This window comes from Dietzia sp. NPDC055343, from assembly GCF_053645265.1.
Genome location: NZ_JBSHMJ010000002.1, coordinates 127,600 through 140,526 on the forward strand (window position 1 = coordinate 127,600; position 12,927 = coordinate 140,526).

Genomic DNA, 12,927 nt, shown 5'->3' on the forward strand with positions numbered 1-12,927 from the left:
GGTCCGGCCCGAGTACCTAGGCTGGCCCCATGAACTCCGGAACCGATACCCCCCGATCCGAGAACCCGACGACGGAAGTCGACATCAAGCCACGCAGCCGCGACGTGACCGACGGCCTGGAGAAGACCGCCGCGCGCGGGATGCTGCGAGCGGTGGGGATGGGCGACGACGACTGGGTCAAGCCCCAGATCGGCGTGGCGTCGTCGTGGAACGAGATCACCCCGTGCAACCTCCCGCTGGACCGGCTGGCCAAGGCGGTCAAGGAGGGCACCCACGCAGGCGGGGGGTACCCGCTCGAGTTCGGCACCATCTCGGTCTCCGACGGCATCTCGATGGGCCACGAGGGTATGCACTTCTCGCTGGTGTCCCGCGAGGTCATCGCGGACAGCGTGGAGACGGTCATGAGTGCCGAGCGGCTCGACGGTTCGGTGCTGCTCGCCGGGTGCGACAAGTCGCTGCCCGGCATGCTCATGGCCGCCGCGCGTCTCGACCTGGCCAGCGTCTTCCTCTACGCCGGGTCGATCATGCCCGGTTTCGCCAGGATGTCGGACGGGACCGAGCGCCAGGTCACGATCATCGACGCGTTCGAGGCGGTCGGGGCCTGCTCGCGGGGACTGATGAGCCGCGAGGACGTGGACAGTATCGAGCGCGCCATCTGTCCCGGCGAAGGCGCCTGTGGCGGCATGTACACCGCCAACACGATGGCCAGCGCCGCCGAGGCCATGGGGATGTCCCTCCCCGGCAGTGCCGCGCCGCCGGCGCCGGACCGTCGTCGCGACGGGTTCGCCAAGGCCAGCGGCGAAGCCGTGGTGGAGATGCTGCGGCGCGGGATCACCGCCCGCGACATCATGACCAAGGAGGCGTTCGAGAACGCCATCGCCGTGGTCATGGCATTCGGTGGCTCGACAAACGCGGTGCTGCACCTTCTGGCGATCGCCAACGAGGCGGAGGTGGAGCTGAGCCTCGACGACTTCGCCCGCATCGGAGCCAAGGTCCCGCACCTGGCCGACGTCAAGCCGTTCGGTGCACACGTGATGAACGACGTCGACAAGATCGGCGGCGTGCCCGTCGTGATGAAGGCACTACTCGATGCCGGGTTGCTGCACGGTGACTGCCTGACGGTCACCGGCAGGACCGTCGCCGAGAACCTGGCGCACATCTCGCCGCCGGACCCGGACGGCCTGGTGCTGCGTGCGATGAACGAGCCGATCCACCCGACCGGTGGCATCACCATCCTGCGCGGCTCCCTCGCCCCGGAGGGTGCGGTGGTCAAGTCCGCGGGCTTCGACTCGGATGTCTTCGAGGGCACCGCGCGGGTCTTCGAGCGAGAGCGCGCCGCGATGGACGCGCTCGAGGACGGGACGATCACCGCCGGCGATGTCGTCGTCATCCGTTACGAGGGGCCCAAGGGTGGTCCCGGAATGCGCGAGATGCTGGCCATCACCGGGGCGATCAAGGGCGCGGGGCTGGGCAAGGACGTGCTGCTCATGACCGACGGCCGCTTCTCCGGAGGGACGACCGGCCTGTGCGTCGGGCATATCGCGCCGGAGGCAGTCGACGGCGGTCCGATCGCGTTCGTACGCGACGGGGACCGGATCCGCCTGGACGTCTCGAACGGCACACTCGAGCTCCTGGTCGACGACACGGTGCTGGAGGGACGCAAGGACGGATGGGAGCCGCTGCCGCCCCGCTACACCCGTGGCGTCCTCGCCAAGTACTCGAAGCTGGTCCAGTCCGCCTCCGAGGGCGCGATCTGCCGCTGAGGGTGCATCGATCAGACGACTCGCCCCGCCGGCTGATGATCAGCCGGCGGGGCGAGTCGGTGGCGGCGGCGGGGGATCAGTCGAGGACCGTGCCGTCGTCGAGGTGGGACAGCGAACCGTTGTCGGGCAGCTCGCCGGTGGCGAGGTAGACGAGACGGTTCGCGATGCTCACGGTGTGATCGGCGAAGCGCTCGTAGTAGCGGGCCAGCAGCGCCAGGTCCACCGCCGCGACCGATCCATAGGGCCAGTCCTCGTTGGAGAGCTGCTGCATCAGCGTGGCGTGGAGCCCGTCCACGGCATCGTCCTGGGAATCCAGGAGCAGGGCCTTGTTCACGTCGCGGTCGCCGAACAGGTCGGTGAGCTGACGGGACATCGCGATATCGCGCTCGGCGAGCTCCCGGATGAGGGGGACGACCTGCTCCGGGACCACGGCTTCGGGGTGGCGGCGACGGGCCACGCGGGCGATGTGGCCGGCGAGGGCGGCCATCCGTGTGAAGTGCTCGACGATATAGATCCCCGAGACGACCTGACGGAGATCCCGCGCGACCGGCGCCTCCAGGAGGAGCAGCTCGAACGCGTGCTGTTCGCTGACCTCGCGGAGCTCTTCGAGCTGGGTGGCGCCGTCGATGACCTCGGTCGCCGCCACCTCGTCGCGCTCCAGGAGCGCCACGGTCGCGCGTTCGAGGAGCGTGGTGTTGGTCTCGCAATAGCGGACAAGCTGGTCGGAGAACTCGTCGAGCTTGGAACGGAAGACAGTACGCATGCCTCCGACCGTAGTTATCACGGCGGCCCCGGGCAGCGCCGTTCTCCCAGTGTTCACCCACCTGACCCGCAAACGGGGGCGATCGGGCGCGCTAGTAGACAGAACGGTCTGTCCCTGCCTACCCTGGCCGACACGAGAAGTCCCCGGAAAGGACACGACATGACCCTCTTCCTGTACGAGACCACCCCGTCCCAGGAGCAGCAGGCCGATCCCTCTGCGCTTATCGACGCCATCGCCGCCACGCTGACCGAGGCGGGCGTCGAGGTCATCGAGACCCAGATCACCAAGGGTGCCGCCCGGATCTTCACCATCGTGGAGTTGGCCGACGGCCCGGGCGGCGCCTGCGCCACCGAGGCCCCCGCACTGGACGCCGCGAAGCTCGGCGTCGCCGAGGTCACGGAGCCCGCCCAGGTCCGCCTCGTGGGCACCGACCTCGAGACCATCAAGGCCGCCCGCCCCGAGGCCGGCTACCTGGTCGAGTGGGACATCCCGGCCGAGATCGACATGGACACCTACCTCACCCGCAAGAAGGAGAAGTCCCCGAAGTACGCCGAAATCCCCGAGGTCTCATTCCTGCGCACCTACGTCCGTGAGGACACGGACAAGTGCCTGTGCTTCTACAACGCCCCCGACACCGACGCGGTCGTCCGGGCGCGTGAGATCGTGTCCACCCCGATTTCGCGTCTACACGAGCTGGCATGAGCGCACCCACGGCCAGCACTCTCACCCCGGATCTCGGCGCCCCGCGGGCGCGTCTGATCGCCGGCGATCTGGGTTCCGTCGACGCGACGGAGCTCCTCGCGGTGATCGACTCGATCGCCGCGCGGGCCTCCGCCCTGGACCGCGCTGACGCGGACCTGCGGGAGGACATCGCCGCACTCGCCGGTCTCGGACTCTTCGACGTCGACCGCACGCCGGTCCCCGTCGCCGCGACGCTCATCGAAGCCGTGGCGACGGAGAGTCTGGCCGTGGCGTTCGGCGCCTGGGCGCAGCGGATGACCGCGGCCTACCTCCGACATGCCGCTGACCGATCCGAGGCCGCTCAACAGAGCTACCGGGCGGTCGCCGACGGCGTCCGGCCGGGGGTGACCGGCATGGCCGCCGCGCAGCGGCAGGTCGTCGGACTCGGCAACGTGCCCATCACCGCCACCCCGGTCGACGGTGGCTACCGGATCGACGGACCGATCGCGTGGGCGTCCAACGTGTACCCGGACAGCACCATCGTGCTGGCGGCCAACACCGAGGACGGCCGCAGCCTCGTCCTGACCTTCGGGGCCTCGACCCCCGGCGTCGAGATCCGTACGGCTCCCGACCTGCTCGCGCTCAACGCGACGGCCTCCACGATGATCGGACTCGACGGCGTCGTGGTGCCCGATCAGCAGGTGTTGGGCGAGGACCTCGGCGACTTCCTGTCTGGCGTACGACCGCAGTTCCTCGTCCTCCAGGCGGCCTTCTGTTCCGGCGTGGGCGCCCGCTCGCTCACCGAGGCCGAGGGGCGGCTCGAGGGACTCGGGGCCTTCTACTCGGACGAGCACGAAGCGCTGGCGGGCCGGCACGAGCACATGCACTCCGAGCTCCACCGCCTCGCGGCCGCGCAGCACAGGGCGTCGCTCACCGACCTGTTGCTGCTGCGTCTGGATGGCGCGGAGATCGCACCCGCCGCGACCCGGCTCGAGGCGATCCTCTGCGGCGGGATGGGCTACGCGCAGGGGGCTCCGGCCAACCGCCGTATGCGCGAGGCGGCCTTCCTTCCGGTGCAGTCGCCGTCGCAGTCCCAGCTCCGCTGGGAGCTGGACCGCCTCGGGGTGGTCGCGTGAGTTCAGCGGTCCTCGAGCGACCGGTCGCCGTGAGCGTGACCGGTCTGCAGCACCGGCTCCCCGGCGGGCGGACCCTGTTCGACGACCTCGAGCTCGGGGTCCGCGCCGGTGAGTCGCTGGTGCTGCTCGGGCCCTCCGGCGTCGGCAAATCGACCCTGCTGCGCATGCTGGCCGGCCTCGAGGAGCCGGCGGGCGGTGCCCTGCGGGTGGGCTCGCAGTCCATGGCGGACGGCAACGAGCACTCCTATGCCGTGGTCTTCCAGAAGCCGCTGCTCTACCCGTGGTTGTCGGTACGCGAGAACGTCGCCCTGGGCGCCCGGTTCCGTGCCCTCCGCGGACGGGTGACCTCCGGGCATGTCGACGAGCTGCTCGAGAACTTCGGGATCGCGGAACTGGCTGATTCACGACCGGACCAGATCTCCGGTGGTCAGGCACAGCGCGTCGCCGTCGTCCGGGCCGCGGCGACGCGTCCGGAGATCCTTCTCCTCGACGAGCCGTTCAGCGCGCTCGACCCGGTGACCCGGGCCGACTCCCAACGCTGGCTGGTCGGTGTGACCGCAGACCTCGGCGTCACCACGGTCATGGTGACCCACGACGTGGACGAGGCGTTGGTGGTCGGCTCCCGCATCGCCCTGCTGGGCTCGTCCGGTCGGGTGCAGCGGGAGTGGACCAACACCTCCCACGGCGCCACCGACTCGGACCCGGCGCTGCGTGGGGAGATCCTGGCCGCGTACCGGACGGCCTGACAACGGCGATGAAGAATGATCCGGGGGCGCGCGGCCCCGTACTCGACCGACGCTCGCTGCTGCGTACCGGCGGCGCACTCGCGGTGGGGGCCGGAGCCCTCGGCGGCGCGGCGACGTTGGGCAACCTCGTCTCCGCGGCGACCGCCCCGCGCGGGGTCGCGACAGAAGAGCTGCGGATCGGCTACCTGCCGATCACCGACGCCGCGCCACTACTCGTCGCACACGGGGACGGATACTTCGAGCAGCAGAAGCTCATCGTCGGGCGACCGGTGCTCTTCCGCTCCTGGTCGTCGCTCATGGAGGCCTTCCTCACCAAGCAGGTGGATCTGATCCATCTGCTCATGCCGTCGGCGGTGCAGCTGCGCTACGTCCTCGGCGCCGACGTGAAGATGGTGAGCTGGAACCACACCGGCGGCGGCGCGATCACCGTCGCGCCGCATATCAACGATGTCTCGGAGCTCGCCGGCACGCAGGTCGCGATCCCGGGCTGGTGGTCGATCCACAACATGCTCCTGCAGCGGGTGCTGCGGGCGAATGGCCTGACCCCCGTCGCGCGAACGGTTCCGAGCCGTGGGGACGGAACCGTCGAGCTCGTGGTGATGGGGCCCGCCGACATGATCCCGGCGTTGGCCACCGGGTCGATCTCGGCGTTCACCGTGGCGGACCCGTTCAACGCCGGCGCGGTCGCCAGGGGAGTCGGCTCCCTGCACATGCTCCTGGATGAGGTGTGGCGCGATCACGCCTGTTGCGTGACGGTCGTGCACGAGGATCTCATCGACAACCGCCCGGACACGGTCCAGGCGTTGGTCGACTCGGCGGTCGCCGCGCAATTGGGGATCCGGGCCGATCGCTCGGCCGCCGCCGCGATCCTGTCCGGTAAGGGGTACCTCCCGCAGCCCCCGGCGGCCGTGGAGGTCGCCATGGCCGGGACGGTCGCCGATCCCGCGGGAGGCCCCGACAGGCCCCGGATCGACTTCCACCCGTACCCGTTCCCGAGCTTCACCGAGGAGCTGGTCCGCCAGATGCGCCAGACGGTCGTCGACGGCGAGACCCGATTCCTGGACGGCCTCGACCCGGCGAGGGTTCACCGCGAACTCGTCGACGACAGGTTCGTCCGCGCCTCGATCGAACGACACGGCGGACCGGCCGCCCTCGGACTCCCCACCTCGCTCACCCGACACGAACGGTTGCTCTCATGACCCGCACGCACACGACCTCCCACCCGGGCGGGGGCCCGGACACGGATGGGCTCGCGGCGTCGAGCCCCCGCGAGGCACGCCGCCGTCGCGGCGATCGCTCCAAGGGTGGTCCCACGACGGCCGGCTCGGCCCTCGCTGCGCGGTGGGGGGCGGGACTCCTGGGCCTGGTGCTGGGGCTCGGCGTGTGGGCGCTGCTCACCTCCGGGCTGGTCACCGACGACCCGGTGATCAGCGGCATGTCACCCGCCCGCACCTGGTTCGGCCTCGGCGATCTGCTCGATCGAGGGGTGCTGCTCTCCGACGCCTCGGTCAGCCTCTACCGGCTCGTCGCCGGCCTCGCGGCGGCAGCACTCCTCGGCGTCCCGCTCGGACTGTGGTTGGGGCTTCGGCGCCGCGCGGAGGCGGTCGCGGGCCCGCTCGTGCAGTTCCTCCGCATGATCTCGCCACTGTCATGGGCACCGGTCGCCATCGCGGTGTTCGGCATCGGGAACGAGCCGGTGATCTTCCTCGTCGCCGCCGCCGCGATCTGGCCGATCATGCTCTCGACCTCCGCCGGCGTCCAGGCCATGGACCCCGGATACCTCGACGTGGCCCGGACGATGGGAGCGAGTGGCTGGGAGCGGCTCACCCGCGTCGTGATCCCCGCGGTTCGGCCGTCGATCCTCGGCGGCATCCGACTGGCACTGGGTACCGCCTGGATCGTCCTGGTGCCGGCGGAGATGCTGGGCGTGCGTTCGGGACTGGGTTACCAGATCCTCAATGCCCGTGACCAGCTGGCGTACGACCAGGTGATGGCGGTGATCCTCGTGATCGGCGTCCTCGGCTTCGCGCTCGACTCCCTGTCCCGGCTGCTACTGCGCGGCGGCACCGCGCGCTAGCGCCATCAGCGCGGCCCGGCCGGGGCGCGCTGGATGCGACCCGGCGGTGACGGTCAGGATCGGCGCATCTCGGAGCGCAGATGGTGCGTCATCGGTTGCCCGACGGCGGCCATGGCGAACGTGGTGGTGACCGCGTCGCCGACGAACTCGTAGCGCCGCCGGGTCGAGGTCACCTGTTTGGCGGTGGCGCTGTTGAGCAGGCTCGCGGCGAACTCGAGGACCACGGAGCCCGCTTCGGCATGCACGGTGCCCTCACAGAGTTCGGCCTGCCCGGTGGGTTGGGCGATCACGAACTCGGCGGTCCCGTCTCCGGGGATCCGCAGAAACCCTGTTTCGGTGTGCATCGGGTTCCCTGCGGGGCCCCGGGTCTTCTGGACGTAGTGCAGGAACGGCTTGCCGACGTCGGTGAAGGTGATCTCCTCGGTATAGGAGAAGTCGTCGATCGTCGGGTAGGAGCCCGCCCCCTGTCCTGTCCAGGTTCCGAGGATCATGCGCACGGGGGCCAGGTTGGGGGCGAGGGACGCGGGGGAGTTCATGCCTTCAGAGGGTAGGCCACCCCGGCGCCGCCCATTTAGGGCGGCGGTGTCACCTGTCCCAGACCGGCTCAGCGCCCTCGTCCAGCCGCAACCCTTCGCTGGGGGTGTGCGTGTTGATCCGGCCGGAGTGCATGAGGTGGCCGACGGGCAACTCGTGCACCGTCGAGACCACGTCGGCGACGATCCGCCGGTGGCACCGCCACCACACGGATTCGGAACACATCACGACGGTGCGTCGCGTGCGGGCGTCGGCCACCACCCGGTCGAGGGCGGACCGGAACGCCGGGTCGCGGGTCCACGCGCTGTAGGCGCGGAACGCCTCGACCCGCCACCATGTGTCCGGGGAGGCCCGGCGCTGGGCGGCGGTGAGGGTCCGCCGACCGCCGAGATCCTCCTCCCACCGGTAGTCGATCCCGGCGTCTGCGGTGATCTTCGGGACCGCGCCTCTGGCCGCCGCGGAGTTGGCACGGCTCCCGGGGAAGCGCCGGATGTCCACCAGCAGCTCGATTCCGGCGCCGGTGAGGAGCGCGGCGAGCTCGTCGTGCTCGAGGCGCCCGTGTCCGACGGTGAGCAACATCAGGCGGCGGGGTCCGGCTCGCCGCCCCGGCGCGGGACGAGATGGGTGACGGCGACGATCACGGCGCCCACGATCAGGCCGAAGACCGCCGAGCACACGGTGCTGACGAGCCAGCTCAGGAATGCCCCGACCCCGGCGATCCCGGCGGCGGGATCCGCCAGGACGTGAACCAGGTGGTAGGGGCCGGTGACCCCGAGCTCGTCGAGGCCCACGAGGAGGATGTGCCCGCCGACCCAGAGCATGGCGAGCATGCCCACGAACCCGATCACGTTGAGGATGGTGGGCATGGACCTGACGAGGCCGTGGCCGAACTTCTGCACACCGGGGGAGTCCTTGCCCGCGAGATGCAGCCCGAGGTCGTCCATCTTCACGATCACGGCGACCACACCGTAGACGAGGGCAGTGATAGCCAGGCCCACCACGACAAGGATGACCGCCCGCGACCAGAACGCCTCGCCGGCGATCTCGTTGAGGGCGATCACCATGATCTCGGCGCTGAGGATGAAGTCGGTGGTCACCGCGCTGCGGATCAGCTTCTTCTCCGCATCGGGCCCCCTCTCGACCACCGGGGTCTCATCCTGATGGTGGCCGGAGACGCGCTCCCACACCTTCTCCGCGCCCTCGAAGCTCAGGTAGAGACCGCCGAGCATGAGGATCGGGGTAAGCAGCCACGGAACGAACTGGCTGAGCAACAGCGCGAAGACGATGATGACCGCCTTGTTGCCCAACGACCCGGTCGCGATGCGGCGGATGATCGGCAGCTCCCGCGACGGCTCGACGCCCCGGACGTACTGCGGGGTCACCGCGGTGTCGTCCACCACGACGCCGGCCGCCTTGACCGATGCGCGGCCGGCGGCGGCCGCGACATCGTCGACACTGGCCGCGGCCATGCGGGCGAGTACCGCGACGTCGTCGAGCAGTGCTGCGAGTCCTCCGGCCATCATGTCCTCACTGATCTGGGCGGGGCCACCCCGCTGTGGTGCCCGGCCTGTGAAAAACAGGCGGACCGTCACAGGGTATCGCCGCGATGCGACATCCGCTGCCGGCCACTGTGCGACGCGGCGGATGACCGACGTCAGTCGTCGACCGCGTCCAGTACCCATCGCAGGGTGGAGACCCCTGTCCGGCCGAGTGCCACGCCCAGGCGGTGCGACCCCCGCGGGCCGTCCGGCAGCTCGAGCATCCGTCGGGCCCACTGCGGCAACGCGGCCACCGCGCCGTGGCGCAGCAGGGTGTACACCGGCTTGTCGGTCCATCCGACGGGCGGTTCGTCGAGGATGAAGTGCCGGGCATCCAGCGCGGCGGGGGAGGACTCGAGCTCGGGGAGATATCCCGACAGCGCCCGGTCGAGTTCGTGTGCGGTGGTCGGGACGTCGCGGGCGCCCAGCATCAGCCCGGTCCGTGCGGACTGGCGGACGTAGTCGTCCCGCAGCCCGGGGGTGAGCCGTTCCCGCCCGTACAGGCGGTGGCATTCGAGGAAGCTCCAGATCTCGGCCACGTGCACCCACCGCAGCAGGTGCGGGTCCCGTGCGTCATACGGTCGCCCGCGGTGGTCGACGCCCACCACCGAGCGGTGCACCCCGTTGATGGTGCGGATGAGGTCGGAGGCGTCGGCGATCGTGCCGAACGTCGTGGTGGCGATGAAGCCGGACGTCCGCTGCAGTCGCCCCCACGGATCCCCCCGGTAGTCGCTGTGATCGGCCACTCCGGCCATCGCCAGTGGATGCAGCGACTAGAGCAGGAGCGCGGTCAGGCCCGCCGCGAACATGGACGCGTCGCCGTTGACCCGGCAGATCGCGTCCCCGGGGTCGTTCCATCTCGCACCCTCGGAGTGCCAGATGCGCTGCCGACCGGCCGCCGCGTCGTCGCCCGCGATCCGCGACCGCACCACGAGACCCACCTGTCGCCGGGCACCGGTCAGCGCGCCGCTCAGCGCACGCGACGCGGTCGTCGTCACCGTCGTCATATCTGGAATCCCGTCTCACCGAAGGACGTCGTGTGGGTCACGATACCCGCGGTATGGACGTCGGGAGCGGTATGGTCGCGCTGATGAGCTCGCCGCACCCGCTCCCGTCCCGCCGCCTCCGCCTCCGGGGGGTGGCCGGGGTCGTCGGGGTCCTCGGCGCGTTGGCGGCGATCAACCTCACCGCGAACCTCGCCGATCTCGCCCACCGCGAGTGGGTCATCCCGATCTCGGTCCTCGCGCTCGTGGCAGTGGTCAAGGCGCGCGGGATGCACTGGTCGGAGCTCGGTCTGTCTCTTCGGCACATGCCCCGCGGGCTGGCGTACGGCGTCGCGGCGACCGCCGCCGTCGCCGCGGTGGTCACGGCGGGCTGTCTCATCCCCGCGACGAGCCCGTTCTTCCTGTCGGAGCGCTACTCGGACCTGCGGATGGCGGTATTCTCCGCGCTCGTGCTCATCCCGCTCATGACCGTCCTGCCGGAGGAGTTCGCGTTCCGCGGCGTGCTGCAGGGAGCGCTCGAGCGCACGTTCGGCACCAAGGGTGTCTTCGTGGTGGGGTCGATCGCGTTCGGCCTGTGGCACGTCACCACGTCGCTGGGGCTGACCTCGGGCAACGCCGGCCTGTCAGGACTGTTGGGCACCGGCCTGGGCGGTCAGCTCGCGGGAATCGCCCTGGCCGTGGTCGCGACCTCGGTCGCAGGTGCCGGCTTCATCTGGTTCCGCCGTCGCAGTCGGAGCCTGCTGGCCCCCATCGGCCTGCACTGGGCGTTCAACGCCGTCGGTGCGCTCGCTGCCGCGCTCACGTGGCGCGCAGTGGCCGGCTGATCATCGCGCGCACCGCCAGCAGGACGAGCGCGGCGCTGACTCCCATCACGAGGAGCATGGGGATCGCCGAGTGCGGTCCGGCGAGGCCGGTGAGCGGCGAGACGATCGCGGCGAGGAGGAACTGGGCGGCGCCGAGCAGCGCCGATCCGGTGCCCGAGCGCCCGACGGTGGCCTGCATGGACAGGGCCGCGGCGTTGGGGAGGACGGCCCCGATCGACAGGGTGAGCAGGATGAACCCCGCAGTGACCGGTACCAGCCCCAGGGTGCCGGCGGGGGAGAGGGCCACGACGACGACGAGGTAGACGATCGCCGTGACCATTCCGGCCACGCCGGTGTACAGGATCTTCTCGGCGGCGAACCGACCGGCCAGTCGCGCACTGGCGATGTTCGACACGAGGATGCCCAGGGAGTTGACGGTGAACGCCACCGAGTACGCACTGGGAGACAGGCCTGCCATGTCCTGATAGATGAACGGGCTGGCCGAGATGTAGGCGAACAGCACGCCGAAGGTGAACACGAAGGTCGACACCCGGGCGAGGAAAGGGCCGAACGTGGCCACCTCGCGCATGTCGGCCAGAGTCGACCTGAGGTCACCGGCCCGGCGGTCCTCGACGCTCAGCGACTCCGGGATGGCGGCGATCACGCCGACGAGCGTGATGGCGGACAGCCCGGCGAGCAACCAGAACACCCCGCGCCAGCCGCCGAAGGGGACCACGGCCCCGCCGAACAGCGGCGCGATCACCGGCGCCACCGACTGGATGGCCATGAGCGTGGCGAAGGCCTTGGTCACCCCCGGCCCGCGGCCCACGTCCACCACGATGGCCTTGCCCAGCACGATGCCGGCGGCGCCGAAGAAGCCCTGGGCGACCCGGGCGAGAACCAGGACCCAGATCGACGGGGCGAGCGCGCACGCCACCGCTGCGAGGAGGGTGCCGACGGATCCCGCGATGAGTAGCCCGCGGCGACCCAGCCGGTCCGACAGCGGGCCGATCACCAGCTGACCCACGGCCAGCGCCACCATGAATGCGGTGAGCGTGAGCTGCGCAGTGGAGGCCGTGACGTCGAACTCCTCGACGATCAGCGGTAGCGCCGGCAGATAGGTGTCGGTCGCAAACGGCCCGATCGCGCCGGCGAGGGCCAGGGCGACGAGCATCGTTCCGGGCAGCGTGCGCGTGGCAGTGGGTTCTGCGGAGCGGTCGGGCCGGGCGGGGTCGGGCGAGGGGGTCGAGGTCACGAGGGGGCACGTTACCGCCGTGGCACCCCATCCGGGACGCCGCGCCAACCCGGCCCCACCCCCGGCCGGGCGCGTGTCCCCGGACAGGCGACTGTGCGGCGGATCAGTTCAGTTCAACCTCGGCGACGCCGTCGAGATAGGTGATCACGCCGCCGTCGAACGTGGAGATCCAGCCGCCATCGGTCGTGGCCTCATCCGCTGTCGGGAAGCCGAGCTCACCGCCGGGGCCGCCGGCCTCGAGGTAGGCGGTGAGGATCTCGCCCTGGACCAGGAAGGCCCTGCCCGAGGGCGTCTGGACGAGCGCGCCCCGTTCGAACCCGGTGATCGATCCGCCGTCGACATCCTCGGCGGGGCCGGTGGCGCCACCGAGTTCGCCCTCGACGCCGCCGAGCTCCGCCCAGCGCTCGGCGACAGCGCCCGGGACGCGTACCTCGTCCCCGGCAGGTCCGGGCACTGTGGCCGAACCGCCCGGCGGCGTTGTCGTCGTCGTACTCATCGCCGCCGTCTCCGACGCGGCGGTGTCACCTGATCCCCCATCGCCACCCGCACAGGCGCTGAGGCCCGCACCGGCGACCGCGGCGAGGGAGAGGGCGGCGAGGACGCGCGTGATCCTGTCCATACCCGCCG

Annotated in this window: 15 protein-coding genes; 7 read left to right on the top strand and 8 right to left on the bottom strand. The window is 70.7% G+C overall.

Annotated elements, in window-relative coordinates; translation table 11 throughout:
* Positions 1-29 precede the first annotated feature (29 nt).
* Positions 30-1,763 (top strand): dihydroxy-acid dehydratase, encoded by a 1,734-nt coding sequence (gene ilvD / locus ACWIE7_RS01635; protein WP_454068439.1) that lies wholly within the window; start codon positions 30-32, stop codon positions 1,761-1,763.
* Positions 1,764-1,839: 76 nt separating this feature from the next.
* Here the strand turns inward: ilvD and ACWIE7_RS01640 are convergent, their stop codons facing one another.
* Complete coding sequence (locus ACWIE7_RS01640; protein WP_454057497.1) at positions 1,840-2,526, bottom strand: phosphate signaling complex PhoU family protein; 687 nt, start codon at positions 2,524-2,526, stop codon at positions 1,840-1,842.
* A gap of 159 nt (positions 2,527-2,685) precedes the next feature.
* On the opposite strand from ACWIE7_RS01640, the gene ACWIE7_RS01645 reads away from it, so the two are divergent.
* The 5 genes from ACWIE7_RS01645 (at position 2,686) to ACWIE7_RS01665 (ending at position 7,166) form a co-directional block, all read left to right on the top strand.
* Complete coding sequence (locus ACWIE7_RS01645; protein WP_452100738.1) at positions 2,686-3,228, top strand: DUF4242 domain-containing protein; 543 nt, start codon at positions 2,686-2,688, stop codon at positions 3,226-3,228.
* Complete coding sequence (locus tag ACWIE7_RS01650) at positions 3,225-4,343, top strand: acyl-CoA dehydrogenase family protein (protein WP_454068440.1); 1,119 nt, start codon at positions 3,225-3,227, stop codon at positions 4,341-4,343. Before ACWIE7_RS01645 ends, ACWIE7_RS01650 begins: the two co-directional genes overlap by 4 nt.
* 74 nt (positions 4,344-4,417) lie before the next feature.
* Positions 4,418-5,089 carry an ABC transporter ATP-binding protein gene (locus ACWIE7_RS01655; protein WP_454068468.1) on the top strand — a complete coding sequence of 224 codons (672 nt, stop codon included), beginning with the start codon at positions 4,418-4,420 and terminating at the stop codon, positions 5,087-5,089.
* A gap of 8 nt (positions 5,090-5,097) precedes the next feature.
* A complete protein-coding gene (locus ACWIE7_RS01660) occupies positions 5,098-6,288 on the top strand; it encodes an ABC transporter substrate-binding protein (RefSeq protein ID WP_454068441.1) in 1,191 nt (396 codons plus the stop codon).
* Positions 6,285-7,166 (top strand): ABC transporter permease, encoded by an 882-nt coding sequence (locus ACWIE7_RS01665; RefSeq protein WP_454057496.1) that lies wholly within the window; start codon positions 6,285-6,287, stop codon positions 7,164-7,166. Before ACWIE7_RS01660 ends, ACWIE7_RS01665 begins: the two co-directional genes overlap by 4 nt.
* A gap of 53 nt (positions 7,167-7,219) precedes the next feature.
* Here the strand turns inward: ACWIE7_RS01665 and ACWIE7_RS01670 are convergent, their stop codons facing one another.
* From ACWIE7_RS01670 to ACWIE7_RS01690, 5 genes are all read right to left on the bottom strand, one after another.
* Positions 7,220-7,702, bottom strand: a complete 483-nt coding sequence (locus ACWIE7_RS01670; RefSeq protein WP_452100734.1) for an FABP family protein — start codon at positions 7,700-7,702, stop codon at positions 7,220-7,222.
* Between the two features lie 49 nt (positions 7,703-7,751).
* Complete coding sequence (locus ACWIE7_RS01675) at positions 7,752-8,279, bottom strand: DUF488 domain-containing protein (RefSeq protein WP_452100733.1); 528 nt, start codon at positions 8,277-8,279, stop codon at positions 7,752-7,754.
* Positions 8,279-9,220 carry a DUF808 domain-containing protein gene (locus tag ACWIE7_RS01680; RefSeq protein ID WP_452100732.1) on the bottom strand — a complete coding sequence of 314 codons (942 nt, stop codon included), beginning with the start codon at positions 9,218-9,220 and terminating at the stop codon, positions 8,279-8,281. Before ACWIE7_RS01680 ends, ACWIE7_RS01675 begins: the two co-directional genes overlap by 1 nt.
* 134 nt (positions 9,221-9,354) lie before the next feature.
* Positions 9,355-10,008, bottom strand: a complete 654-nt coding sequence (locus tag ACWIE7_RS01685; RefSeq protein ID WP_454068469.1) for an oxygenase MpaB family protein — start codon at positions 10,006-10,008, stop codon at positions 9,355-9,357.
* A gap of 3 nt (positions 10,009-10,011) precedes the next feature.
* Positions 10,012-10,245 (bottom strand): hypothetical protein, encoded by a 234-nt coding sequence (locus ACWIE7_RS01690; RefSeq protein WP_454068442.1) that lies wholly within the window; start codon positions 10,243-10,245, stop codon positions 10,012-10,014.
* An 83-nt stretch (positions 10,246-10,328) separates the two neighbouring features.
* On the opposite strand from ACWIE7_RS01690, the gene ACWIE7_RS01695 reads away from it, so the two are divergent.
* Positions 10,329-11,066, top strand: coding sequence for a CPBP family intramembrane glutamic endopeptidase (locus ACWIE7_RS01695; protein ID WP_452100730.1), 738 nt, complete (start codon positions 10,329-10,331; stop codon positions 11,064-11,066).
* Here the strand turns inward: ACWIE7_RS01695 and ACWIE7_RS01700 are convergent.
* Entirely contained in the window at positions 11,041-12,300 is a 1,260-nt protein-coding gene (locus ACWIE7_RS01700; RefSeq protein ID WP_454057493.1) for a multidrug effflux MFS transporter, read from the bottom strand. The two genes, ACWIE7_RS01695 and ACWIE7_RS01700, sit on opposite strands and share 26 nt — an antisense overlap.
* A 103-nt stretch (positions 12,301-12,403) precedes the next feature.
* Positions 12,404-12,919 (bottom strand): LGFP repeat-containing protein, encoded by a 516-nt coding sequence (locus ACWIE7_RS01705; RefSeq protein WP_452100728.1) that lies wholly within the window; start codon positions 12,917-12,919, stop codon positions 12,404-12,406.
* Positions 12,920-12,927 lie beyond the last annotated feature (8 nt).

Coding starts and splice junctions, on each gene's coding strand:
- ilvD (WP_454068439.1), top strand. CDS start 30: ATGAACTCCGGAACCGATACCCCCCGATCCGAGAACCCGACGACGGAA.
- ACWIE7_RS01640 (WP_454057497.1), bottom strand. CDS start 2,526: ATGCGTACTGTCTTCCGTTCCAAGCTCGACGAGTTCTCCGACCAGCTT.
- ACWIE7_RS01645 (WP_452100738.1), top strand. CDS start 2,686: ATGACCCTCTTCCTGTACGAGACCACCCCGTCCCAGGAGCAGCAGGCC.
- ACWIE7_RS01650 (WP_454068440.1), top strand. CDS start 3,225: ATGAGCGCACCCACGGCCAGCACTCTCACCCCGGATCTCGGCGCCCCG.
- ACWIE7_RS01660 (WP_454068441.1), top strand. CDS start 5,098: ATGAAGAATGATCCGGGGGCGCGCGGCCCCGTACTCGACCGACGCTCG.
- ACWIE7_RS01665 (WP_454057496.1), top strand. CDS start 6,285: ATGACCCGCACGCACACGACCTCCCACCCGGGCGGGGGCCCGGACACG.
- ACWIE7_RS01670 (WP_452100734.1), bottom strand. CDS start 7,702: ATGAACTCCCCCGCGTCCCTCGCCCCCAACCTGGCCCCCGTGCGCATG.
- ACWIE7_RS01675 (WP_452100733.1), bottom strand. CDS start 8,279: ATGTTGCTCACCGTCGGACACGGGCGCCTCGAGCACGACGAGCTCGCC.
- ACWIE7_RS01680 (WP_452100732.1), bottom strand. CDS start 9,220: ATGGCCGGAGGACTCGCAGCACTGCTCGACGACGTCGCGGTACTCGCC.
- ACWIE7_RS01690 (WP_454068442.1), bottom strand. CDS start 10,245: ATGACGACGGTGACGACGACCGCGTCGCGTGCGCTGAGCGGCGCGCTG.
- ACWIE7_RS01695 (WP_452100730.1), top strand. CDS start 10,329: ATGAGCTCGCCGCACCCGCTCCCGTCCCGCCGCCTCCGCCTCCGGGGG.
- ACWIE7_RS01705 (WP_452100728.1), bottom strand. CDS start 12,919: ATGGACAGGATCACGCGCGTCCTCGCCGCCCTCTCCCTCGCCGCGGTC.